This window comes from Agrobacterium sp. Ap1, assembly GCF_017313375.1.
GTDB classification, from domain to species: Bacteria; Pseudomonadota; Alphaproteobacteria; order Rhizobiales; family Rhizobiaceae; genus Neorhizobium; species Neorhizobium cellulosilyticum.
In genome coordinates, this window is sequence record NZ_JAFLMY010000023.1 from 17,987 (window position 1) to 40,576 (window position 22,590).

General features: G+C 56.6%; 24 protein-coding genes. 19 read left to right on the forward strand and 5 right to left on the reverse strand.

The window, feature by feature from the left end; genetic code table 11:
- Positions 1 to 11 precede the first annotated feature (11 nt).
- Together JZX87_RS26105 and JZX87_RS26110 are read left to right on the forward strand one after the other, a co-directional pair.
- The gene (locus JZX87_RS26105; RefSeq protein ID WP_286195081.1) at positions 12 to 590 is read left to right on the forward strand and encodes a flavodoxin; all 579 of its coding nucleotides are present in this window, start codon (positions 12 to 14) and stop codon (positions 588 to 590) included.
- A gap of 60 nt (positions 591 to 650) precedes the next feature.
- Entirely contained in the window at positions 651 to 1,226 is a 576-nt protein-coding gene (locus JZX87_RS26110; RefSeq protein ID WP_286195082.1) for a nuclear transport factor 2 family protein, read from the forward strand.
- A gap of 84 nt (positions 1,227 to 1,310) precedes the next feature.
- On the opposite strand, the gene JZX87_RS26115 is transcribed toward JZX87_RS26110, so the two are convergent.
- On the reverse strand, positions 1,311 to 2,231 hold the full coding sequence (locus tag JZX87_RS26115) for a LysR family transcriptional regulator (protein ID WP_206828814.1): 921 nt from the start codon (positions 2,229 to 2,231) through the stop codon (positions 1,311 to 1,313).
- A gap of 178 nt (positions 2,232 to 2,409) precedes the next feature.
- Here JZX87_RS26115 and JZX87_RS26120 point away from each other — a divergent pair, with 178 nt between their 5' ends.
- The 3 genes from JZX87_RS26120 to JZX87_RS26130 all read left to right on the forward strand — a co-directional run bounded on the left by JZX87_RS26120 (position 2,410) and on the right by JZX87_RS26130 (position 5,906).
- Positions 2,410 to 3,465, forward strand: coding sequence for an NAD(P)-dependent alcohol dehydrogenase (locus JZX87_RS26120; RefSeq protein WP_206828815.1), 1,056 nt, complete (start codon positions 2,410 to 2,412; stop codon positions 3,463 to 3,465).
- A 148-nt stretch (positions 3,466 to 3,613) separates the two neighbouring features.
- Positions 3,614 to 4,792, forward strand: coding sequence for an MFS transporter (locus JZX87_RS26125; RefSeq protein WP_286195083.1), 1,179 nt, complete (start codon positions 3,614 to 3,616; stop codon positions 4,790 to 4,792).
- 244 nt (positions 4,793 to 5,036) lie between these two features.
- Positions 5,037 to 5,906 (forward strand): MBL fold metallo-hydrolase, encoded by an 870-nt coding sequence (locus JZX87_RS26130; protein WP_206828816.1) that lies wholly within the window; start codon positions 5,037 to 5,039, stop codon positions 5,904 to 5,906.
- An 87-nt stretch (positions 5,907 to 5,993) separates the two neighbouring features.
- Here the strand turns inward: JZX87_RS26130 and JZX87_RS26135 are convergent, their stop codons facing one another.
- Positions 5,994 to 6,311, reverse strand: a complete 318-nt coding sequence (locus tag JZX87_RS26135; RefSeq protein WP_206828817.1) for an EthD family reductase — start codon at positions 6,309 to 6,311, stop codon at positions 5,994 to 5,996.
- A gap of 319 nt (positions 6,312 to 6,630) precedes the next feature.
- Here JZX87_RS26135 and JZX87_RS26140 point away from each other — a divergent pair, with 319 nt between their 5' ends.
- A complete protein-coding gene (locus tag JZX87_RS26140; protein WP_206828818.1) occupies positions 6,631 to 7,392 on the forward strand; it encodes an NADPH-dependent F420 reductase in 762 nt (253 codons plus the stop codon).
- Positions 7,393 to 7,402: 10 nt separating this feature from the next.
- Positions 7,403 to 8,536 (forward strand): Gfo/Idh/MocA family protein, encoded by a 1,134-nt coding sequence (locus JZX87_RS26145; RefSeq protein ID WP_206828819.1) that lies wholly within the window; start codon positions 7,403 to 7,405, stop codon positions 8,534 to 8,536.
- Positions 8,537 to 8,563: 27 nt separating this feature from the next.
- Here JZX87_RS26145 and JZX87_RS26150 read toward each other — a convergent pair whose 3' ends face one another.
- Positions 8,564 to 9,466, reverse strand: a complete 903-nt coding sequence (locus JZX87_RS26150; RefSeq protein WP_206828820.1) for a LysR family transcriptional regulator — start codon at positions 9,464 to 9,466, stop codon at positions 8,564 to 8,566.
- A 103-nt stretch (positions 9,467 to 9,569) separates the two neighbouring features.
- On the opposite strand from JZX87_RS26150, the gene JZX87_RS26155 reads away from it, so the two are divergent.
- The 12 genes from JZX87_RS26155 (at position 9,570) to JZX87_RS26210 (ending at position 20,956) form a co-directional block, all read left to right on the forward strand.
- Entirely contained in the window at positions 9,570 to 10,223 is a 654-nt protein-coding gene (locus JZX87_RS26155) for an SDR family NAD(P)-dependent oxidoreductase (protein WP_206828821.1), read from the forward strand.
- An 81-nt stretch (positions 10,224 to 10,304) separates the two neighbouring features.
- Positions 10,305 to 11,477 carry an MFS transporter gene (locus JZX87_RS26160; RefSeq protein ID WP_206828822.1) on the forward strand — a complete coding sequence of 391 codons (1,173 nt, stop codon included), beginning with the start codon at positions 10,305 to 10,307 and terminating at the stop codon, positions 11,475 to 11,477.
- A gap of 266 nt (positions 11,478 to 11,743) precedes the next feature.
- A complete protein-coding gene (locus JZX87_RS26165; protein ID WP_206828823.1) occupies positions 11,744 to 12,505 on the forward strand; it encodes an NADPH-dependent F420 reductase in 762 nt (253 codons plus the stop codon).
- Between the two features lie 266 nt (positions 12,506 to 12,771).
- Positions 12,772 to 13,500, forward strand: a complete 729-nt coding sequence (locus tag JZX87_RS26170) for an SDR family NAD(P)-dependent oxidoreductase (protein WP_206828824.1) — start codon at positions 12,772 to 12,774, stop codon at positions 13,498 to 13,500.
- A gap of 382 nt (positions 13,501 to 13,882) precedes the next feature.
- Positions 13,883 to 14,401 (forward strand): hypothetical protein, encoded by a 519-nt coding sequence (locus tag JZX87_RS26175; protein ID WP_286195084.1) that lies wholly within the window; start codon positions 13,883 to 13,885, stop codon positions 14,399 to 14,401.
- Positions 14,402 to 14,594: 193 nt separating this feature from the next.
- Entirely contained in the window at positions 14,595 to 14,831 is a 237-nt protein-coding gene (locus JZX87_RS26180; RefSeq protein WP_206828825.1) for a hypothetical protein, read from the forward strand.
- A 180-nt stretch (positions 14,832 to 15,011) separates the two neighbouring features.
- Entirely contained in the window at positions 15,012 to 15,776 is a 765-nt protein-coding gene (locus JZX87_RS26185) for a response regulator (protein ID WP_502711340.1), read from the forward strand.
- On the forward strand, positions 15,773 to 17,125 hold the full coding sequence (locus JZX87_RS26190) for an ATP-binding protein (RefSeq protein ID WP_206828827.1): 1,353 nt from the start codon (positions 15,773 to 15,775) through the stop codon (positions 17,123 to 17,125). The genes JZX87_RS26185 and JZX87_RS26190 overlap by 4 nt, the downstream gene beginning before the upstream one ends.
- 119 nt (positions 17,126 to 17,244) lie before the next feature.
- The gene (locus JZX87_RS26195; protein WP_206828828.1) at positions 17,245 to 17,928 is read left to right on the forward strand and encodes a DUF3313 domain-containing protein; all 684 of its coding nucleotides are present in this window, start codon (positions 17,245 to 17,247) and stop codon (positions 17,926 to 17,928) included.
- Positions 17,929 to 18,062: 134 nt separating this feature from the next.
- A complete protein-coding gene (locus JZX87_RS26200; RefSeq protein WP_206828829.1) occupies positions 18,063 to 18,431 on the forward strand; it encodes a hypothetical protein in 369 nt (122 codons plus the stop codon).
- Positions 18,432 to 18,541: 110 nt separating this feature from the next.
- Positions 18,542 to 19,261 (forward strand): hypothetical protein, encoded by a 720-nt coding sequence (locus JZX87_RS26205; RefSeq protein ID WP_206828830.1) that lies wholly within the window; start codon positions 18,542 to 18,544, stop codon positions 19,259 to 19,261.
- Positions 19,262 to 20,338: 1,077 nt separating this feature from the next.
- Positions 20,339 to 20,956 carry an outer membrane protein gene (locus tag JZX87_RS26210; protein ID WP_206828831.1) on the forward strand — a complete coding sequence of 206 codons (618 nt, stop codon included), beginning with the start codon at positions 20,339 to 20,341 and terminating at the stop codon, positions 20,954 to 20,956.
- 75 nt (positions 20,957 to 21,031) lie between these two features.
- Here the strand turns inward: JZX87_RS26210 and JZX87_RS26215 are convergent, their stop codons facing one another.
- Both JZX87_RS26215 and rpsU read right to left on the reverse strand, forming a co-directional pair.
- Positions 21,032 to 22,021 carry a tetratricopeptide repeat protein gene (locus tag JZX87_RS26215; protein WP_206828832.1) on the reverse strand — a complete coding sequence of 330 codons (990 nt, stop codon included), beginning with the start codon at positions 22,019 to 22,021 and terminating at the stop codon, positions 21,032 to 21,034.
- A gap of 50 nt (positions 22,022 to 22,071) precedes the next feature.
- Positions 22,072 to 22,317: a 30S ribosomal protein S21 gene (rpsU, locus tag JZX87_RS26220; protein WP_206828833.1), complete on the reverse strand. Its 246-nt coding sequence runs from the start codon at positions 22,315 to 22,317 to the stop codon at positions 22,072 to 22,074.
- Between the last annotated feature and the right edge of the window lie 273 nt (positions 22,318 to 22,590).

Here is a 22,590-nt window from a genome sequence, read left to right on the forward strand (position 1 = left end):
AGGAGCCGAACATGGATCGTCAAATGCCGAAGCGCACGCTCTTAAAGGCGATATCGCTGACCGCAGCAGGCATCGCCCTTTCCCGGGTGCCGGCGTCCGCAGCGCCGGAGCCCCGGGTGTTGGTGGCCTATTTCTCCCGGACCGGCAACACGCGGGTCATCGCCAACCAGATCAGGCGCGCCCTTAGTGCCACCCTGTTCGAGATCAAAACAGCTACGCCCTATCCTGAGGACTACCAGACCACCGTCGACCAGGCCGCGGCCGAAACCAAAGCCGGGTATCTGCCGCCGCTGATGCAGTTCGTGGCGGATATTCAGTCCTATGATACGATCTTTCTCGGGTTCCCGATCTGGGGAATGACGGCACCGCCGGTGATCCGATCATTTCTAATGGCGCACGACTTGGCCGGCAAGGGACTGGTCCCGTTCGTGACCCATGGCGGCTACGGTTTGGGCAACGGCATCAGCGTCGTCGAATCCCATGCACGGAAGGCGAACGTGCGTCCCGGGTTCTCACTTGAAGCCGACCAGGAGAAACGAACCCTGGAATCCGTATCGGCATGGTTGGACACGGAGCCGCAAACCGACTGACGCATCCCACCGAGAACTTCCGCATGAGGGACGTTGGCGATGAAATCGATGGAGACCACTTTGACCGCACCCCTTGCTCACTGGCAGCCACGACGCAAGACACCGAGCCGCTATCTGCTGGCGGGATTTTCTCTGGTGCTGTTTCTCTTCCCTCTGCAAATACAGGCACAGACGATGACCACTCTTACCACTGAACAGAGACTGCAGACACTTGAAGACAGGGCAGCTTTAAAGACCCTCGTCGACACGTTCTCCAATCTGGCCGACACCAAGGATGTCTCCTCACAGGTTCTGTTGTTCACCGAGGACGCGACAGTTTCCAGCGTATCCGACGGTCAGCCGGGTTCATCGTTCAAGGGCCGCAAGGAGATCGGTGATGCCTTCGGAGGCTACCTTGCCAACTTCGAGACGGTCTATCACATCAACGGACAGCAGACGGTGGAGCTGACTGGCGATACCGCGACCGGAACCGCTTACTGCCTCGTTGTGCTGATTGCTGATGACGCGGGAAAAAAGATCAGGAATACCAGCGGCGTGACCTATCACGACGAATATGTTCGTCGCGATGGAAAATGGCTAATCGCAAAACGGACCTCGAACTTTACGTGGCGCGACCGACAAGAACTGGCTGAATAGTTCTGGTCAGACCGCTGCGAACGGCGGCACAGCCGCAGGCACCGCGAACAGCCACTTCCGGTGATGAGCTGGCCGTTGATGGCGCTACTCATGCGTTGCCGCGGACGCTTTTCGCATTTCGCTCAGGATCAGGCTGAATGCTTGGGTCTGCTGGCGGCGGCTGGGGTAGTAGATGTGATATCCGCCAAAAGGTGCACACCACTCGTCCAAAACCCTCTCGAGTCGTCCATTCGCGAGAAACTCGACAAAGTAGCTTTCCGGCATGCAGGCGACGCCCATTCCCGAAAGACAGTAGCTTACGATCTGCGCCGGAAGATTGCTGACGATCTGTCCCGTGGGACGGATGTTTACAATCTGGTCGTCCTTTTCGAACTCCCAGGAGTAAATGCCGCCGTGTGTCTGTAGTCTAAGCGCCAGGCAGCTATGATCCGTGAGGTCTCCTGGCACTGTCGGGTGGCCGCGTCGGGAAAAATACTCGGGGGTGGCAACGACCGCCATACGGATATCCGGTCCGACCTTGGCAGCGACCATGCCATCTGCGAGATGTTCGCCAAGCCGGATCCCCGCATCACAACGCTCGGCCGCGATGTCGGTCATCGCGTTGTCGATGACGATCTCGGCAGATACGTCTGGATAGTGAGGCAGGATGCGTTCGAGTACGGGTCTCAAAATGGTGTCGGCCGCATGATCTGAGGCGGCTATCCTCACCATGCCTGCGGGTTTATCTCGCAAAGTGCTCAGACCCGCTAACGCCGTGTCGATCCCATCGAGATGTGCGCCGGTTGTTTCGAGCAATCGTTCACCGGCCTCCGTCAAGCTGACGCTACGGGTTGTGCGCGTCAGCAGCCTGACTCCTAAACGTTCCTCCAGCGCCTTTATGGTGTAGCTCACGGCTGTTTGAGACAGTCCAAGATGCGCTGCGGCGCGCGTGAAGCTGAGCTCCCGCGCAACTGTTACGAACATGACCAAATCACGCATTGTCTCGCGGGAAGTTTCGATAGGCATGACAGTTCCGTTTGATGCGACATGGGACGGGCTTGGCCGACGTTATTAATAAGCCTGATCGCTAACTGAAAGCAAATAATCACGGATAGTCACATACTCCTCAAATGCTTATTTTGGACCGACTAAACGCGATCGTCCGTCGAAAGCTGCGGTCGCGCCTAGTCAAAGGAGCTTTGTGATGCCGACTCTCGTTCATGGCTATGCCGCCCACTCTTTCGACGCCGATCTTGTGCCGTGGTCGTTCGAACGTCGCGACCTGCGGCCCGATGATGTCGAAATGGATGTGCTCTTCTGCGGCGTTTGCCATTCCGATATTCACCACGTCCGCAATGATTGGGGCGGCGAGAGCTATCCGATCGTTCCGGGTCACGAGATTGTCGGTCGCGTTACGCGCACCGGTCCCGACGTTTCGAAGTACAAGGTCGGCGATACCGTTGGTGTCGGCTGCCTCGTCGATTCCTGCCAGCACTGCTCATCGTGCAAAAGCCTTCTCGAGCAGTATTGCGAAAACGGAAGCACGCTGACCTATGCAAGCAAGGACCGTCATGACGGGACGCCGACATATGGCGGATATTCGTCCAAGATTGTCGTCACCGAGAATTTCGTTCTTGGAATTCCTGACGGGCTCGACCTGGCTGGCGCCGCACCGCTTCTTTGCGCTGGCATCACAACCTACTCGCCGCTACGTCGGTGGAAAGCTGGCCCGGGGAAGAAGGTTGCTGTGGTTGGTCTCGGTGGCCTTGGCCATATGGCCCTCAAGCTTGCCAAGGCAATGGGCGCGGATGTGACCTTGTTCAGCCGCTCGAAGGGCAAGGAAGATGATGCCCGGCGCCTGGGTGCCGATCATATCGTCATCTCCCAGAGCGAGGCGGAGATGAAGGCAGTTGCTGGCAACTTCGATTTGATCATCGACACGGTACCTTACGATCACGACCTCAACCCATACATCGCAACCCTCGCTCCAGAAGGCACGATCGTGCTCGTTGGCTATCTTGGGCCGCTCAGCAATAGTCTCAACACCGCGCCCATGGTGTTTCGCGGCCGTTCCCTTGGTAGTTCGCTGATCGGCGGGCTCGCCGAAACACAAGAGATGCTCGATTTCTGCGGCGAGCACGGCATTGTTTCAGACATCGAACTCATCAAGATTCAGGACGTCAACGAAGCCTATGGCCGTATGCTGAAAAGCGATGTCAAATATCGCTTCGTCATAGATCTCGACTCGCTGAAAAGCTGACCTCAAGCCTGCCGATCTTGCTTCAGTCTCCGCCTTTCGCGTCTTCGCAACACGCGACGCACCATCACGGATAAAAAGGCGTCCATCGCACGGTTCTCGCCTTCAATAGGCTTTGCTTCAAACATTCCTCAATAAAACGGAGATCGGCATGGCCGTGACGTCTACTTTCACAAGTGCGCCCGTAAAGGCTGCCTGGAACCCGGTATTTGCGATGACGCTCGGAGCGTTCGTGCTGGTTTCGTCAGAGTTCATGCCGATGAGCCTTATTTCCCCCATGGCGTCGGGACTGTCGGTTTCGGAGGGGCAGGTCGGTCAGGCTGTGTCGTTCTCCGGTATCCTTGCGCTGCTGACCAGCCTGTTCCTGTCGAAGGTCGTCGGTACCCTCGACCGCAAGACGCTACTCTGCGGGCTCACATTTTTGATGGTAGCTGCCTGCACGTTGGTTGCTGTCGCTCCTAACTACAGCCTCGTTCTCGTCGGTCGCGCTTTGCTCGGAATCAGTATCGGTGGATTTTGGTCGATTTCAACGGCAACCGTCATGCGCCTCGTCCCTGGCGAAGTCGTCCCTCGCGCACTGGCAATCCTTCAGGGCGCGGTCGCCTTTGGCACGACCGTCGCCGCCCCATTAGGCAGTTTTCTCGGCGGCGTTGTTGGTTGGCGCGGTGCATTGTTCGCGTTGGTGCCCGTAGCGATCGTCGCCCTGGTTTGGTTGATGGTCAAATTACCAAAATTGCCGGTTGAACCGAATGCCGGACGCATGGCGTTTTACCTCCTCGCGAAACCGAGCGTATGTTTCGCCGTCGCAGCCACGCTTTTTCTTTTTGCCGGGCAATTTGCGGTCTTTACATATCTGCGCTCCTTTCTTGAGGGCGTGACAAAGGTCGACACCAATACGCTTTCCGCCCTTTTGCTGGTCATGGGTGTCGGTAGCCTTACCGGGTCGCTGTTGGTCAGTCCCATTCTCAAACGTACGATCTATGGGGTCATCATCGCGGTTCCACTCTTGATGGCAGCGCTTGCATTGGCGATGATTTATTTCGGGGCTTCGGTATGGGGCATGGGTGCGCTGCTTTTCGTCTGGGGCCTTTCGACTACGGTCTGTCCCGTCGGCTGGTTTGCATGGCTATCGGTATCATTGCCGAATGACGCCGAGGCAGGTGGTAGTTTGATAGTTGCTACCATGCAGCTCGGATTGTTCGTAGGTGCGACCATCGGCGGGATGCTTCTCGATCACTTTGGATCTGAGTTGGCATTTGGTTTTGGCGCTGCAGCTGCAGTTATGAGCACGGTTCTAGCGGCGATTACCCATAGGCTCCGCACGAATTGACGCGTGCCGCGTGGCAGTCCCACAATGCGGGAGCGAAAGGTTCAAGAGGTTTCAGCCGGCAGTGTTAGGCCAGCTCACCCACCTGCCGGGAAGTGTGATAATCACGGTTTCGCCCGCCCGACCCTTCATCATCCCGGTTTTTGCTCTAATGCATCATCTGCAATTATGTCCTGCAGAAGCATCTGATTGATACGGGCGGATCGACATCGCAGACTGTGTCTGATTGCGAGAAAGGTACCGCGAGATGATTCGGACGACCATCATAGCTGTCATCCTGCTTGCCAGTTTCCTTAAAACGTCTTCTGCAATGGCTGACCAAACGTCTTCTTCGTCGATGCGTAAACCTCAAGCTGGCTATCTCCGCGTCATGGTCGGTGACGCGGAGGTGACGGCGCTGTCGGACGGAACGATGGTCCTCACGCCGGACATGTTGACGGGCGCCCCGCGAGCTGAGATCGACCGGCACCTCGGCAACGCGCACATGCAGGCAAAGCCGCTACACACGTCCGTCAACATCTTCCTGATCAGGCATGCCGGTCGAACGGTTCTCATCGACGGTGGCTGCGGTCTGTTCTACGGCCCCACGTTGAACAAGCTGCCAGCCAGCCTAAGGGCAGCGGGCTATTCCCCCGAGGAGATCACAGACGTGTTCATCACCCATCTACACGATGACCACGCCGGAGGCCTGGTTGCAGGCGACGAACGGATCTTTCCGAATGCGACTGTGCATGTCGATCGGCGGGAAGGGGTGAATGCCATGGTCGAGCCCTACGAAAAAGTTGGGAAGCTCGCCCGCTTTGAGGGGAGCGTGGAATTGATGCCGGGCATCCGAAGCGAGCCGACGCCCGGTCACTCGCCGGGCCACAGCGGCTATATGCTGGAAAGCAACGGAGAGCAGCTGCTCTTTTGGGGTGACCTGATGCACATCGAAGAAGTGCAGTTTCCCGCACCGCAGATCAATGTCATTTTCGACGGAAACCGTATGGCGGCGATGAAACAACGCCAAACGGTTTTTGCGGATGCGGCAAAGCGAGGTTACCTCGTTGCCGGTGCGCATGTCACGTATCCTGGGATCGGACGACTGGCAAAGGAGGGCAGCGGATACCGGTGGTAGCCGCTGCGTTATGTCGACGATGCGATCACTCGATGACCCGTCGTTAAGCGCAGCAGTTCGCGCTTTCCTCCGACCGCCGTCTTTGAATCAAAGCGCGACCGCTCGTGAAATCACCGGCGCAACATCGGTAAAATTGATAACATCGCTCATTACGCTCGGGGCTTCGACCGAACCAAACGATGCCTGCAACGCGTTCTCATCAGTAAATTTCAGTTCCGCCAGCGCAATGGTCCCTTCTTTGTTGTTCGTCGGAAAGAATGCTTCGGCACTGTCCAGGCCGTATTTTCCCCAAGCTTCGATCGCCAGCGGCAAATGGGTTGCTACGTAATATTCTTTGTCAAACCGCGTTTCGGTCGTTCCTTGATAGGTCACAAAAATGCTGACCTTCGGCCGTGAATTTTCCATTCCAAAATCCCTTTTCTAAACGGTGCGTCACCGCGGAGCTGCAGCGTAGATCGGGCGCACTTCATCGAACAATTGTCGTTTTCAGCAGAACTGCGATGTGTCGTTTGCATCAATCCGGCGCGATCCTCCCTCAATTGGGATTTATATCGTGCCCGCCGATGGCCAGCTGCTCGGTTGCCGATTTCCGAGGTGACACCGATATCTGCACACCGGACCATTAATGCAAACAGCGCAGCTATGAAATGCGATATTCTGAAATTACCCCCGGCTTCGCATTTATCTATGGTGACTTACCTTATTAAAGGAAAGGACGATCACTATGGATAAGCGCATTGCGATCCTCGGCAGTGGTATGATTGGCGGCCAGACGGCTCGCCTTAGCGTTGCAGCCGGATATAACACCGTCATCGCCAACACACGCGGTCCGGAAACTCTTCAGGAATTGGTCAACGAACTGGGTCCGCTCGCCCACGCAGCGACCGCAGAGGAGGCAATTCAAGCGGCCGACCTTATCGTCGCAGCGATACCTTTTGCAGCCTACACGCATCTTTCGCCTGAGTTACTGGCCGGCAAGACGGTCATTGACACGATGAACTATTATCCCGAGTGCGACGGTGAGATGGCTGAGATTGAAACCGACGTCATTTCCACGAGCGAACTCGTCCAACGCCATCTCGCCCGGTCGCACGTTGTTCGTGCGATTAACAACGTAGATTGGGTCCGGTTGCTGACAAATGCGCGGCCAACCGGTGCAGCCGACCGGAGCGCACTGCCTGTTGCAGGCGATGATGCCGATGCCAAGCGATCCACCATCAGCTTTGTCGAAGCCATTGGATATGACGTGGTGGATATGGGGCCGTTGTCGGAAAGCTGGCGCAGCGAGCCGACCATGCCTGCTTACGTTATGCCGTATATCGGTAACATCCCCGCCGATCTAACTCAGGCGACGGAGCGGGGTTGGTTCCTCGCCAACCCTGGCAATGTGGTGAGCCGCGATGACCTCAAGGCACTTCTTGCGAAAGCTGTTCGCCACGACCGTATGTTCGGATCGCTGGCAGGCCTTGCCGGCTCCAGACTATAAGGAAAATCTGATGGATCATCATCGCTTCCGGGTTGGCATCGTCGGTCTCCAACCAGAGCGCAGCTGGGCCGCCTTCGCACATCTGCCTGCCCTTCGCCACCTCGCAGACGACTTCGAAATCGTGGGGGTCGCCAATTCCACCCTTGCCAGCGCACAAGCGGCGGCAACGGCTTGCAGCATCCCGCGCGCTTTTGCCAGTATGGAGGACATGGTTGCTTCACCAGACATCGACATCGTGGCGGTCACTGTCAAGGTGCCGGCGCACTGGGATCTCGTGCTGGCGGCGGTCAACGCCGGCAAGCACGTCTACTGTGAATGGCCGCTCGGGCGCACGCTGGATGAAGCGGTGGCCTTGGCCAAACTTGCTGCGGATAAGGGTGTTCTTGCTGTGACTGGCACGCAGGCGCGGGTGACACCTGCGATGCGGCACTTGAGACAATTGGTCAAGGATGGCTTCGTTGGAAACATACTGTCTACGACCATGACCGGTCGTGGTCGGATCTGGGGGGCGACGATCGATGACCTCAAGACCGACGGCTATCTTCTGGACAATGCCAATGGCGCTACCCTTCTCACCATTCCGTTTGCTCATTCGCTGGCGGTACTTCGTGACGTCCTAGGGGACTTGACCGAGGTGTCGGCTCTGCTTGACACGCGCTACAAGCAGGTTCTCGCTACAGAGACCGGCGAAATGGTGCCGATGGACGCACCGGACCAGATCCTTGTGACCGGCAGGCTGTACGACGATGCAACTGTCTCTATTCATTATCAGGGCGGCGAGCCGCGTGGCGTGGATGGTTTTGTCTGGGACATTCATGGATCGGACGGGGATCTTCGGGTGACCGCTGCTACAGGTCATACCCAGATCCTGCCTCTGACGATTTCCGGTGGACGCGGTGAAGACCGGACACTTCAGCCGATTGTGGTGCCGGACGATGGGCTGGGTCTCGACGATTACGTACCGGGTAATGTAGCAAGAATTTATAAAAGAATGGCTGCTGACCTAAGGAACGGGACGCATACCGCCCCGACGTTTGACGATGCGGTCAATCTGCATCGGGTCCTGGCCGCTATTGAAACCTCGTCGCGCGTGGGCTGTGGCCAGGTTGTGGATGCACCCAATCAGGTCCTACAGGATTTCTGACGCAAGCTTGCGCGCCATCTCGTGATCTTACCAGAACTTGGTGGCGCGCATTTCCTCGACGATATGATCGAGAAACACACGGGTCTTGGCGGGCACGAGCGCTCCGGGTGGCATGACGGCATAGACGCCGATCTCTTGGACGGTCTTCCACCCCGCCAGGACCGGGACAAGCGTTCCTGCATCCAGAAGCGGTGCGCTCATCCAGTCGGGCGCCAAGGCGATGCCCGTGCCACGCGTCGCCGCCAGCATAACTGCCTCGCTACTGTTGGCGATCAAAGGTCCTACTGGCTGAAGCGTGACGCGTTTGCGGTCCTTCTCCAAAACCCAGTTCGGCCAGTCCGGGTGATTGGTAAATCCAAGACAGGCGTGATCGCGCAGTTCCTCCGGGGTGCCGGGTGTTCCGAACTCGTCGACATACGCAGGGGACGCCACCAGTACGCTCCGGAACGCTCCAATTTTTCGCGCCATCAGCGAGCTGTCACGAATGATCCCGACGCGGATAACGAGGTCAAATCCCTCGCTGACAATGTCGACGGTGCGATCGAGAAAATGCGCATCGATGCGGATCTCCCGGTATCTGGACAGAAAGGTTGGAAGCATCGGTGCGATCACATCCCGGCCTAAGGTCACCGGAAGGGAGATCTTCAACATTCCTTTCGGAGTTGCTGCAAAACCGGCGACCTCCCGTGTCGCTATCTCCAACTCGTCCAGCACGGACCGGATACGCCGGAAGTAAAAGTTACCGGCTTCGGTGAGGGTCACGCTTCGCGTGGTCCTTAAGAGAAGACGTACGCCCAGACGCTGCTCCAGCTGCGTCAGCCGTCGCGAGATAACCGACGCGTCGCGTTCGAGCCGGCCAGCGGCGACGCGAAAGCTGCCAGTTTCCGCGACAGCCACAAAGGCCGCCAGATCGTCAAAACCTTCGTGCATTTCATTCCTGCAAATTGCGCATTAGTCAGTTGAGCTTTAGCACAATTGTTGGATCGCTCGCAAAGGCTTACTTCTGTCTCCAGCAAGAAAAGGAGCACTAGATATGAAAACATTCCTGAGCATCGGTTCCGGTCCTGGTATCGGCATCGCGACCGCAGAGCGCTTTGCCAAAGAGGGTTTCAGGGTCGTCCTGACCTCTCGCGACGTTGCCAAACTTGGCGAGCGTGTCGCCGAGCTGAAGGACAAGGGCTATATTGTGGCGGCTAAGTCCGCAGATGCAGGCGACCTTGCCAGCATCAGTGCCCTCATCAAGGAAACCGAAAGCGAATTCGGCTCGGTCGACGTCTTGCACTTTAATTCCGCCTCAATGCATTCCGCCACGATCGAAACCCAGCAGGCCGAAACCTTCGTTCCCGACCTCACGATCAATATCGGTGCTGCACTCGTCGCCGTGCAGGACGTCTCGCGTGGTATGCTCAAGCGTGGCGAAGGATCTATTCTCCTCACCGGTGGCATTTTCGGCGTGACTCCTCACCCTGACTACCTGTCGCTCAGCATTGGCAAAGCCGGCATGCGGGCATTGACCCTTGGGACGTTCGACAATTTCCGGGACCGTGGCGTGCATATCGCAACAGTCACCGTCGGCGCGCTGATCGCGGCCGGATCGGCTGAGGCGACAGCTATCGCCGAAGCCTTCTGGAACCTGCATGCCCAGCCGAAGGACAGTTGGGCGGTAGAGGTCAACTACCCGGCTTGATTGCCGAACAGCTGACAGATTGAAAGCGCAGACGGGTTCTTCCTGTCTGCGCTCATTTTTCGGAGTAAGAGGTATCCATTCATGACATCAACGTCAGCACAGGCCGTAACAACACGCCAAGTCTATCTCTTTGCCTTCGCGGCGGCTGTCATGGTTGCCAACATCTACTACTCCCAGCCTCTGCTGGCGGTGATAGCGCAGTCCTTTGGCGTTGATCCCGCCCATGCGGGCTACCTCGTGACGCTCACGCAGCTTGGCTATGGCCTGGGTGTCCTGTTCATCGTTCCGCTGGGCGATGGCATGGACCGGCGCAAACTCGCATCCTTCATGCTCGCAGGCTGCGTCGTGATGTTGATAGCTACCGCCCTCAGCCCAACTTTTCTTTTCTTTGCCGCGGCCCAGCTTCTGATGGGAGCGACAGCGTGCGCAACGATGGTCCTCATTCCCTACGTAGCATCAGGGTCACCCGAAGACGTACGCGGTCAGCGCGTGGGTTTGGTTATTACCGGTGTGCTCTTAGGTATCCTGCTTGCCCGAACCGTGTCGGGTGTTGTCGCCGAGTTCGTTGGCTGGCGTTGGATGTACGTCTTCGCCGCGGTAGCCGTCTCTATATTCTGGTTCATCCTGCGGCAGACGATGGTCGCCGACGGAAAACACAAGCCGCTCGATTACCTCGGACTGCTGAAATCAGTCGCATCGATGATCCGCGACGAACCGGAAGTCCGGCGGCGATCGGTCTACTGTATGCTGGGTATGGGGAGCTTCAGCGCATTGTGGACTGGCTTGACACTGCACCTGACGTCAGACCCGTTCAACTATTCTCCGGCAACCGTCGGTCTGTTCGGGCTGGTCGGTGCTGCAGGCGCCCTGTCGGCAAGTTATGCTGGCCGACTTGCCGACCGTGGATGGACAAGTGCGCTTACAGGCGGTCTTGCCGTCATGCTTGCGGCTTCCTGGCTGCTCATGGCTATCGGCGGTCACTACGTTCCGGTTCTCATTGCAGGCATCCTCGTTCTTGACGTCGCGGCCATGGGCCTGCAGGTCGTTCATCAGTCGGTGCTCTACAAGCTCAACACCACGGCACAGTCACGCATCACGTCGATATTCGTGACGGCTGCCTTTATCGGAATGTCGATCGGATCGGGGCTTGGAAGCCTGGCATTTTCTTATGCCGGTTGGCTGGGTCTTTGTGTCGTGGGAGGAGCTATGCCAGCGCTGCTCGTCTTACACTGGGCGGTTATGCAGGTTCGATAACGTTAAAATCGGGCTCCCGAAGAACAATGATCGCTGCTTTCGGATAGCGCATGTCGTGGCGCAGTGTTTTCTGGCGGTTCCGCCCTTTGAGCCGCTGGGGACAGTGGGTTTGACGCGAAAGCCTTGGCGGCCGCGGGCGCATCTCACAAAAAACAGCGATTGCGATAAATGCATTCTCTGCATCATTGAAATGGCCGCAAGCAAGATTGTGCCTAAATTCCGCAACACTCATATTTCCCGAACCGCAGCATGAATGAGGATTTATCATGAAGAACACAATTGGCATCGTCGGCAGTGGAATGATTGGCGGGCAGACTGCTCGGTTGGCAATTGCCGGCGGTTACGACGTCGTCATTTGCAATTCACGAGGGCCCAGTTCTTTAGTCGATCTTGTCAAAGAGCTTGGACCACAGGCACGCGCGGCCACTTTGCCGGAGGTGGCTGCCGCCGCAGACTTGATCGTCCTGGCCATCCCGTTTGCGGTCTTCGCAACCATACCCGCGGACGTTTTGGCGGGCAAAATCCTCATCGATACGCTGAACTATTATCCAGAGCGGGATGGCGATATGATGGAAGTGCACACGGACACGGTCTCGACGAGCGAATTGGTGCAGCGTCACTTTGCTCGTTCAACAGTTGTCCGGGCACTCAACAATGTCGATTTCGTCCGATTGTTAACCAGCGCGCGCGAGGCTGGTGATGCCGATCGCAGTGCATTGCCTGTTGCAGGCAACGATGCAGATGCAAAATCCCAGGTGATCTCCTTTTTGGACGGCATCGGCTACGATTTCGTTGACATGGGCGATCTGGCGCAAGCCTGGCGCAGTGAGCCGACCATGCCAATCTATGTCGAGCCATATATGACGCCGGAAACCAACTATGTTGCGAAGCAGGTGACCCTCGACACGTTTCTCGCCGCGCCCGGTCGCACGGTGTCGAAGCAAGAAGCAGCAAATTTGATCGCTAAAGCAGTCCGTCACGATAAGATGTTCGGCAAGTTGCCGGTATTCGCGAATGCCGACACGTGAGATTGCGTGCGCGGCAAAGGCGGCCCAAATTGGGCGGTCGCGCGTAGAGCGATTGCGCGGCCTATTACGGGCCTTTCAGCAATAGATGACGTCATCCTTTGATGGTCGCCGTTGCCAAACCAAGAAAACTTTAAGACACCGCACGGTTCATGGCATGTCGCGTTTTTATCGATAACGACGCTACCGGCAGTGGGACGGACTTCCTGGCCGGTCCGCGAGCTGTCACCGGCGGCTTCCAGACATCCCCAAAAAAATGGAGACTTTTCATGGCAGATACCAAGAATGCTATTATCACCGGCGCCAACAAGGGTATCGGTTTCGAAGTGGCCCGGCGCCTTGCAGGACTGGGTTATTCGGTCTGGCTCGGTTGTCGCGACGCCGGGCGCGGCGAAGCCGCTGCGGCCGAATTGCGTGACATGGGTCATGGCGCCCAGGCGCTTACAATCGACGTTACTGACACCTCTTCGGTCGCAGCCGCGGCGGCCCGCTACCGCGAGCACTCGGGTCATCTCGATGTTCTCGTCAACAATGCCGGGATCATCATTGATCACGACAAAGAACCAAGCGACGAAAGTCTCGACAATATAAAAACGGTTTTCGAGACCAATGTCTTCGGCGCGATCAGAGTAACACAAGCCTTCATGCCGCTCTTGCGTGCCGCGCCCGCTGGGCGAATTGTGATGACCAGTAGTTCGGTCGGTTCCCTATCGATCATGTCGGACCGCACCCATCCATTCTACGAGATCAAGGAAATCGGTTACTGCTCGTCCAAATCAGCGCTCAATGCCGCTGTTGTCGCCTTCGCAAAAGAGGCCGATGGCACGGCGATGAAGGTTAACGCTGGCGATCCGGGTTACACTGCGACCGACTTCAACAACAAGTCTGGTCCGCGCAGTGTCGAACAGGCTGCAACCGTTCTTGTTCATCTCGCTACACTTGGCGAAGATGGCCCGAATGGTGGCTTTTTCAACGAAGACGGTGTTCGTCCCTGGTAATCTTGATCGTCATAACATTGTACTATCGCGGTCCAGCTTCTGATGAAAGCGAAAGCGTGCACAACGATGGACCTCCCCCCAATCGTGCTGAGAAAATCGACGCTGCAACATTTCTGCACATAACAGCATCCAACGACATACGTCGATCTGGCATGTGTTCGCGATGAGCAGTTAGACGGCAAGCGTCGGTATTTCATTCATGGCCCAGCACGTCTCGATTGGCGCATGCTGTCCGTGGACCGCATGGGGAGGCGTTACCCCAAGCCTTTCCATGCGGAGCAAACTACAGCGATGAGGAATGCGGTTGGACTCAATCTCATTTGGTTTTGCTACAATTTCCAAGCCTGAATAAAATTACACAAAATCGAACACAGCGCTGCGAATGGATGGGTTAGGCTTCTTCACCCGCCATCAGGAAAGCGCTCAAATGCTCTGCACCTCAAACACCAAGAAAATACTTGTCTTCCTGCCCGAGCCATTCGGAGCGACCATCGCCGTAAAGCTGTTGGAACACGGATTTCAGCCCGTCTCTGTCTCGACTGTGCCGGAGGCTTTCGACGCGCTTCGCTCCGATGAATTTGCTTTTGCCATCACCAACCGTCTGGACATCGACTTGCTGCGCAATATTCGCGCCTTGCCGGTGATCAATCTCGAAGTCTTCTTTCACGCCAAGATTTCGAACGATACAAGCCCGGTCAACTTGAAGCGCTCCGACAGCAAATCCTTCCTCGAAAGGGTTGAGTTTCTGTCCCGCGCTGCGTCAGATTCGGGATCGGACCGCGTAGCTCGTGCGAACACTGCACGGACCCACCAAAGGAATAGAGTCCGTTGGTGGGTCCGTGCTGCAAGAGCCCTGCAAATCGGGCATAGCCGCAAGGGAATGATGGATGCTCAATCCTGATTTGCCGCTGCGTCCAGCAACGAGACTTCCAGTTCAGTCGAAGTCATCTACCCCCTATGAAACGTCCGTTGATGGTCAAGGAGCCGAACTCCCGAGCGGGCAATCGCTCTTCAGGTGTGTTTCCCGCGTCGCCGCGATTTGGAGACTCTCAGCTCCGAATGAGGAGCACTGGTTTTTGGGAGGTTGTTTTTTCATGTTCTGGTTGATCGGCGCAGCATCCCTGAGCGGATATGTCATTCTGGCGTTCTTTGTCATCGTCGCGCTCGCCCGGTACGCAAAGTATACCTGCCTTAGGTTGGCGGCGCGGTTACCCAAGCGCTCGCATTCCAGACATCACCTTATCGCATCGGTGTCCTTGGTATTCTTTTCGCTGCTGTTGGTGAGGGCGTGCTACATCGCGGCGGTCCTCGTCGATGCCCAATTTCGCTGATGGCCGGTTTATGAACCAGCTACCTCCGGCATCTGCCAGGAGCACCTCAACACGCCGCAACATTTCGCAACATTTCCGAATATAGTTTTGCACGAGATCCGATAGAGGTAGAACCAAGTGCGGCGCGGCCGCGTATCAGTCATGACAAAAGACCGGTGTGACCGGCCGAGAGTTGAAGCTATGGCAATGTCCCCGCAGCAGCCAGGAAATATTGCGCTTAAAACGGTCGTCTCAACGCAGCCAAAAATCCTGATTGTTGAAGACGACGGCGATATCGCGAGCATGCTTGTCGATCTGGTCAAGAGCAGCGGCTTTGAAGCCGCCTCGGTCGCAAACGGGATCGAGATGGATAGGATCCTTGCCCGTCACAGCTTCGATCTCATCCTTCTGGATGGAATGCTGCCTGGAGAGGACGGCTTTAGCATCTGCAGACGGTTGCGTTCCTCGGGAAAAACACGAATTCTCATGTTGACGGCGCTTCGCGAGGATATCGACCGGATTCTCGGCCTGGAACTTGGGGCAGACGACTACGTCACCAAACCGTTCAATTCACGCGAGTTGATGGCACGCATTAAAAATATCCTGCGCAGAGCCTCCGATCATGAAGAACCGGACGCCGAACTAGAGCCGATGACGTTCTCGGGATGGCGGATCGATCCGCGGAGCCGAGAATTGTTCGATACGGAAGGTGCTCAGGTTTCGATGACCACGGCAGAGTTCGATTTACTGTGGGCGTTTTGTTGTCATCCGAACAAGGTGCTCACGCGCGAGCAGCTTCTGGCCATGACACATGCTGGTTCGGCCGGCCCGATCGAGCGCAGCATCGATGCCCATATCAGCCGGGTCCGGCAGAAGATCGAACCCAATCTCAAAGACCCGACATTTATCAAAACCGTGCGGCTGGGCGGATACCTGTTTGCCTCCAAGGTAGAGCGCCTTTCATGAAGGGGCTCCGCTGCGCCTCCATCCGCAAACAACTCGTATTCCTCGCCATTCTCCTGGTTGTGCTCGTTTCGGCAGTTGCGGCTACGACGGAGCCTTTCATCTACGGCCGTCACGATAAGGGCATTGAGATTGGCTTGTTCGCGGGTCGGATAGAGACAATCCTGGAGCGGTTCGCGCGGGCAAGGACCTCGACAGACGAAGAGGAAGCATTACAATTTGCCGACCGGATGGGGGTTTCGACACAACGCGTCGAGACCTCGCGCGCGACCATCTCCTACAAGGACGGCATGCCAAATCCGGAAATCCTGCATCAGGTCAAGCGACTGATCAACGATGGGATCGTAACGGCGATCAGCGCTGCATTCTCCGGAAACAGCGATCCGTCCGTACTGATAGTCAAGCTCGACAGCGCCCGGGCGCTGGCATTTTCGATGCCTCAGTTCCCCGCCAGCGTCTGGCTTGCGCCGGCCATGGCAAGCGGCATTTTGAAGATCGTCATTCCGCTTGTCCTCCTTGCCTTGCTCGGCAGCTGGTTGATAACGGAGCCTCTTGTCCGGTTTGCGAATACCGCGCAACGCGTCAGCATGGACGATCATTCAGAGGAGCCATTCAAAGCCGAAGGGGCGTCCGAGATCAGAAGCCTGGCAGCGTCCCTCAATGTCATGCAGGGTCGGATACAGACGATGCTGCGAGAACGGACCAGGGTCCTGCGGGCAATCAGCCATGACCTCAGGACACCCCTTACGCGACTGCGCATGCGTATTGATCGCTCGAACGAACCTGCATTGAAGGAAATGATGCTGGCTGATGTCGCAATGCTGTCCTCGCTGATCGATGCCAGCCTCAGCTTTCTCGACAATAAGTTCGAGCCGGCGCGTAAGGTGGATCTATCGAGTTTGCTGCAAACGATTTCCGATGACTTTGCCGATACCGGTATCAGTATCCGCTTCATCGGACCGCGGAGGCTTAAGTTCATATGTATGCCGCAGGGTCTGACGCGCGCCATTTCCAACCTGATCGACAACGCGTCTCGGTACGCCAATTCTATCGAGATCGAACTCGAAGACAGCAGCCAGGCCGTCATCATCAAAGTTTCGGATGATGGACCCGGCTTGCCCGATGACCTAAAGCAGAAGGTCCTCGAGCCATTCTTCAAGGCGGACGAATCGCGACAGACCGGGGCGAAGAGTGGAGGCTTCGGGCTCGGTCTCTCAATCGCGCAAGGCATTGTTACAGTAGGGCACAAGGGCCTGTTCAGATTGCAGGATCGTTTGCCAAATGGGCTTGTCGTGGAGATGATACTACCGAAAACTGAAGCTACTTCTGTCTCGCGACTTCCTGACGTTTGAGGAGTTCCCGCAGCGCGAACATTTCCCAACATTTTTGAAAACACAGCAACGACGCCATCAGCTATCGCTCATCCAGTCGAACTCGCCGCACGGCACTAAACCGGCTGGAGCAAAAATCATTGAAGATACTTTCGAAAGCCAGCGTGTGCCTCATCCTCAGCGCCACCCTTGCCGGCTGTACCACTGCAGACCCAACCGCCTATACCGGACTTGCCTCTGCGCAGCACCTCAAGGCTGACCCAAGTGACCGCAGCGGTCGTGTTCCCTACCGCTACAACAGCGGAACGAACTGGAAGCAGTACGACAAGGTGATCGTCGATCCCGTGACGGTCTACCGGGGCCCCGACAACCAATTCATCAAAGTCAGCGAGCAGGACAAAACGGCTCTGGCCAGCTATATGCAATCCCAGTTCACGCAGAAGCTGCGAACACGGTTTTCCGTCGTCAGTGCGCCAGCGCCGGGAACGTTGCGCGTCCATCTGACACTCACCGGTGCAAAGACCACAACACCCGTCCTTGGTCCGTTCTCGCATCTTGATGTCGGGGGAGGGGTGTTCAATGCGGTGCAGGCCGCTCGCGACAAGGAAGGGTCGATGACCGGTTCCGTAGCCTACGCTGTCGAGATCTACGATGCGACGAACAACACACTGTTGTCGGCCTATGTGTCCAAACAGTATCCGAGTGCGATGAATGTAGGTGCAAGTTTCGGGGCTCTCAAAGCGTCGCGGGTCGCGATCGACAAGGGTGCCGATGCGCTCCTTGCACAATTGCGCCCGCGAGATGAGCGCAACATAACGCAATAACAAACGACACACGGCAACAGACGCCAGATGCATGATGTCGCCCAGTCAATGGCTTTGGATTGTTGCGCCCGTGCAACGATGGCCAACCGGCTCAGCCGACGCCGCGGGACGGCGTTCAACGAAGGAGGAAGTCTATGAGACGTTATGTCATCGCTTTGAGTGCCGTCGCAGCTTTTGGTCCCATCGCCGCACTGCCTGCCCATTCGCAGGTGATTATCTATGATGACCAGTCAAACTCTTATCCCGTTGATGGGCGCACCGAATCCAACTTCCTGCATCAATGGAACCGGCAGCACGATGCGCAAGGCCGCTGGTCCGGGCAACAGTCGAGTTTTGGACCTGATGACGTCATCACCTTGCTTGAGGATCGTGGCTACAGGGTCAGGAACGTTGAAGACGTCGGCCCGCGTTATCTGGTCAAGGCGACCCGGGGCGGCGACAACCTGCTCGTGAGCGTATCGCGGTCTGGCGATATCATGGGTGTCGTCCACGACCAATACTGAGAACGACAGACTCGGGGTTCAACGGGGCGACTGGTGACATTCCAGTCATCAACGATGGGCGCACCCAGCACCGAACTCAATCATCATCAACGCCAAACGAGAGGCATTCCATGTCCAATCACCTTGAAGGCGATATCATTTCTCCGCAGGAGGCTCCCAATGGTGGTGTGATCCGGGTGGAGCGTGTATGGCAGCATCGCCACGATCTCGAGATACGGTCCCCTAAGCCGAGGTACCGTTCATCGGCCCTGCTTGCGATCGGGGCGGGCGGACTTGTGCTTGCAACGGTCTGTGCGTTCGCTTATGGCAATTTGCCTTCGACAAATGCTCCGGTTGCAACAGATGCTGTGGCCTCATATCCCGTCGGTCAGGAGAAAGTGGTCCCTTCGTCGACACTGCGAGACATCGTCGACACCACACCTCCAACCATGATGGTCAGCGAAGCGGCAACAGAAGCTGTTTCTCCCGCCTTCACTGTGGTTCCGACGAAACGTCCGGTCTACGCAGCCGCAAAATCCGGGGGGACCGAGGCGATAAACAGTGTCGGCGTCATCGGACAAGCGGGCGACGTTACCCGCTACGATCGATGCAGTCCTCGTTGCGAAAGCCGGGATCCGCTGCTTGGAGGCAAAGTCGTCACTACAGCTCCCCCACTTCCCAATACAGTCGAGACAAGAACCTCAGAGCCGGAAGACGGAAATCGTGCAGCGGAGTTTGGTACCGCCGCACTGAATGGTGCCGGATATGTGCTGGTTCAAACAGCAGCTTTGCCATTTACAACGCTAAAGCTGGGTCGAGATGCGGTGGTCAGCCTGTCGGAGTGGGATTGATACGATTTGCGTTCGGCTGATTTCGCAAAACCACAACTCCCTTGAATTTTTAAAGGCGAATAACCCCTGAGGAACAGACATGCCCCTAGTGAAATCGAAAATAGGAGCCGTACTTTGCGTGCTCGCTATCCCAGTCTTGTCGGGTTGCGTCGGTGACGATTATCCTTACGACCGTCAACCTGGCTTCTGGCGCAATGGGTATCAGACGCCTGAGCAGCGCGATCGCGATCGGGAAACATGGCAACGGCAACAGGCCCGCCGCGAAGAAATCAATCGCCCAGACGAGGCGTACTATCGAGAGGCCCGCGACCATCGACGCTTTTGTCGAAATGCGCCGTCCTCCGTTTTCTGCAGATACGATTAAACAAATCGCTGCTCGCGCATCCAGTTAGCAGCCTGATGGCAGTATACCGCGCCGGCTCGGTGCTGCGCCTCCATTTAAATAAAGTACGTTCTGCTCGGGTGCTCCGTAAACAATGCGTTTGCGAAGCTTCCACGGTCTTCTGACTGCTTATGAGAGGTTTAAATCGGGCACCGGATTTCGCACTGACGTACCTGAGTGGAGGAGGGTCGAGATACGGATGTTAAGACAGACCTTGGTCAAGATCATCAAGACAAGCTCACGCAATTTGTCTCTGCCTTCAAAGACATTCCATCAAGAACCGTAACCTAATCGAACGTCCCGCCTTGCTATCGGCTCCTTTCGGACATCGCCTCGTTATTTCGGTCGGCGATAAGTCATCGACGCAAAGGAGAAGACCGTGTGCGATCATGAATTGACGATGACTGACGTTCTCAATGACCCGCTTATCCGCCAGATCATGCACGCTGACGGGGTATCTGTAGATCACCTCAGACGATTGCTCCATGAAGCCCAGGCTCGCCCTTCAGCAAAATCGGCGAAAAGATCGTGATGCCGGGCACTACCTCATGGAGGCCATCGACGGAAAATGCGCCTCGCAACATAACATAATCTGAAAAGACACTCTGCAACACGTCCCTGCACCATAGTCGCTGGCATAAACAGGATAGAGCCGGTGCGGCATCCTGGTTTGCAGATCAACAAAGGGACTTCACATGCAATTCAGATTCCTCGCCTTCGCAGCGGTCGCGTTGTCCACCGCAGCCCCCGTTATGGCGGCCGACATCGTTTACGAACAACCATCGCCTCCGACTGAGCAACAGGTTTCCTCCGCATATGATTGGTCTGGCTTCTACCTCGGCGCTCAGGGCGGGTATAACTGGAATCAGGCTACACTGTTTGGTTCCGAGGTGGGCCTCGACAGTGGATCCGTCGGCGCGCATGCGGGGTACAATTTCCAGCGCGGGAACTTTGTGTTCGGTATCGAGAATGACTTTAATTACAATGTCGAAGACAACGGTGACGCAAATGTCGAATGGGATGCGTCCGGCCGCGGTCGCGTCGGCTATGCGTTGGATCGAACCTTGTTCTTCGCGACAGCGGGTGTTGCTGCGGCCGGCGTCAAAGTCGATTCTCTCGGCGCCGGCAAGGAAGACGATATTCTGATTGGATGGACTGCCGGCGGCGGCGTTGAGCACGCCCTGACTGACAACATCCTTATTCGGGGTGAGTACAGGTACACCGACTTCGGCAACAAGGACTTTGGCTCAACCATCGGCGAGGTCGGAGCTACACAACAAAAAATCCTCATTGGCGCCAGCTACAAATTCTGAAAGCGCGGCAACCGCTTTTCTTCAGTCTCGGATGCCGTTCAGTTCAAGGCGGGGGAACACACTCCGCGTAACTTTTTAAGATTGGTACACCCAAGGTTCGACGAGCCGATTGTAGCCGTCTTGCCGCTTGGCAACGATTTCCAACGACAGCCGATCGTCGATCTGATCCAACAGCATGTCCTCCCTGTCGAGAAGACTCCGTCTCGCTTCGCCGTCACGCTCCCACAGGAGTGCTTCCTTAATGGCGAGGATTTCTGAGCGTTCCGACATTATTCTGGGATGCATGTGTACCCAACGTAGGAACGGAAGGGCTAACGGGGTCGTGTGCCAAAGATCCGCGTAATGCTCGGCATAAGATCGCGCAACCTCCGGCTCCGCCAGGTTCGAGCCATGCCAGATCGCCAGCGGCAAGGGATCAGTCATCCCGCAAAGAATCTCGGCGATGTAGCCGTTGGCGATAAAGGCACGTCGCAGCGTCGTTGCAGCTGGTACCACGCGGCCGGCAGCGATTTCGATAAGCGCGGCCTCGTATTGATAGGGCGGAAAGTGATCCGCTTCCTTTTTCAGAATACGGGATGCTCGTGAGGCGTCACCGGCGCGCAGATACTCTGACGCGATCAGAAAGCGGATCCCCTGATTGTCGTTCGGGTTCCACTTGAGCATGCGCTGCATCACTTCGATGGTCTGTTGACGCTGCCCAAGTTGTTGGTGGCAAAGCGCCACTCCTTGAGCGGCGCGTAGAAACGGCCGGTTCTCGAGCCAACCCCATTCAATCACGCCACGGTAAGTGGAGGGGATCATCGCTGTTGCGAGATCGTATCCGCGATTGCATGCTTCGAGCGCGCGTGAAGCTTTGCCCTGCTCAAGCAGAGCAAAACCAAGATGCGCGTGTCCGTCGATGAAATCCGGATAGATGGCAAAGAGTTCTGTGAGTGCCTTGACGCAGCGCGCCAACGAGAGCTGTCCGGTATCTTTCCGATCGAGCAGATCATCGAGGCGATCAATGGCGTCCCGCTCATCATTGACAGGCTGAAACCTTGCTCCGTCGTTCAGGATTTCCAGCATTTCCGCCCCTTCGATGGTCACAACCCCCGGAGATCTTTGGTAGCCTCAGGCTATTTCGCCCTCGCTGAGGTACGCGGCTTTTTCACAGGTGTGATTCCAAGTTCGCGGTTCAGCTTCTTTTGAGCGAGCTTGCGGACCCGGCGAATACCCTCAGCCTTTTCGCGTGCCCGCTTTTCCGACCGCTTTTCGAAATGTTCCCACAAGCGCATTTCGCGAAACACGCCCTCTTGCTGCAGCTTTTTCTTGAGCGCTCGAAGCGCCTGATCGACATTATTGTCTCGAACGAGTATCTGCACGCTACGCCCCCAAGTTCCGTAACTTTATTGGCACGCAGCCATAATCTCAAATCGGGCGCGCTGGCAAGATCGGCTTCGGCCATGGATGTGCCGTCATTGGAAATCGGCGACGATGAGGGACTTGTCTGTCACATGTTGACGGAGCGACAGACCTGCATCATGCACATGGCTGCACTGCGCATCTGTCTATTTTGCAGGCATTCCTTTCGATGTATTGGTTTACGCAACGAAGTGATGCACCTCCTCCCGCAGAGCTTCGTGTTTCAGGCGACC

Coding starts and splice junctions, on each gene's coding strand:
- JZX87_RS26205 (WP_206828830.1), top strand. CDS start 18,542: ATGTCCAATCACCTTGAAGGCGATATCATTTCTCCGCAGGAGGCTCCC.
- JZX87_RS26140 (WP_206828818.1), top strand. CDS start 6,631: ATGGATAAGCGCATTGCGATCCTCGGCAGTGGTATGATTGGCGGCCAG.
- JZX87_RS26115 (WP_206828814.1), bottom strand. CDS start 2,231: ATGCCTATCGAAACTTCCCGCGAGACAATGCGTGATTTGGTCATGTTC.
- JZX87_RS26135 (WP_206828817.1), bottom strand. CDS start 6,311: ATGGAAAATTCACGGCCGAAGGTCAGCATTTTTGTGACCTATCAAGGA.
- JZX87_RS26155 (WP_206828821.1), top strand. CDS start 9,570: ATGAAAACATTCCTGAGCATCGGTTCCGGTCCTGGTATCGGCATCGCG.
- JZX87_RS26120 (WP_206828815.1), top strand. CDS start 2,410: ATGCCGACTCTCGTTCATGGCTATGCCGCCCACTCTTTCGACGCCGAT.
- JZX87_RS26180 (WP_206828825.1), top strand. CDS start 14,595: ATGTTCTGGTTGATCGGCGCAGCATCCCTGAGCGGATATGTCATTCTG.
- JZX87_RS26105 (WP_286195081.1), top strand. CDS start 12: ATGGATCGTCAAATGCCGAAGCGCACGCTCTTAAAGGCGATATCGCTG.
- JZX87_RS26170 (WP_206828824.1), top strand. CDS start 12,772: ATGGCAGATACCAAGAATGCTATTATCACCGGCGCCAACAAGGGTATC.
- JZX87_RS26185 (WP_502711340.1), top strand. CDS start 15,012: ATGGCAATGTCCCCGCAGCAGCCAGGAAATATTGCGCTTAAAACGGTC.
- JZX87_RS26160 (WP_206828822.1), top strand. CDS start 10,305: ATGACATCAACGTCAGCACAGGCCGTAACAACACGCCAAGTCTATCTC.
- JZX87_RS26165 (WP_206828823.1), top strand. CDS start 11,744: ATGAAGAACACAATTGGCATCGTCGGCAGTGGAATGATTGGCGGGCAG.
- JZX87_RS26200 (WP_206828829.1), top strand. CDS start 18,063: ATGAGACGTTATGTCATCGCTTTGAGTGCCGTCGCAGCTTTTGGTCCC.
- JZX87_RS26215 (WP_206828832.1), bottom strand. CDS start 22,021: ATGCTGGAAATCCTGAACGACGGAGCAAGGTTTCAGCCTGTCAATGAT.
- JZX87_RS26175 (WP_286195084.1), top strand. CDS start 13,883: ATGGATGGGTTAGGCTTCTTCACCCGCCATCAGGAAAGCGCTCAAATG.
- JZX87_RS26130 (WP_206828816.1), top strand. CDS start 5,037: ATGATTCGGACGACCATCATAGCTGTCATCCTGCTTGCCAGTTTCCTT.
- JZX87_RS26210 (WP_206828831.1), top strand. CDS start 20,339: ATGCAATTCAGATTCCTCGCCTTCGCAGCGGTCGCGTTGTCCACCGCA.
- JZX87_RS26145 (WP_206828819.1), top strand. CDS start 7,403: ATGGATCATCATCGCTTCCGGGTTGGCATCGTCGGTCTCCAACCAGAG.
- JZX87_RS26125 (WP_286195083.1), top strand. CDS start 3,614: ATGGCCGTGACGTCTACTTTCACAAGTGCGCCCGTAAAGGCTGCCTGG.
- JZX87_RS26190 (WP_206828827.1), top strand. CDS start 15,773: ATGAAGGGGCTCCGCTGCGCCTCCATCCGCAAACAACTCGTATTCCTC.
- JZX87_RS26150 (WP_206828820.1), bottom strand. CDS start 9,466: ATGCACGAAGGTTTTGACGATCTGGCGGCCTTTGTGGCTGTCGCGGAA.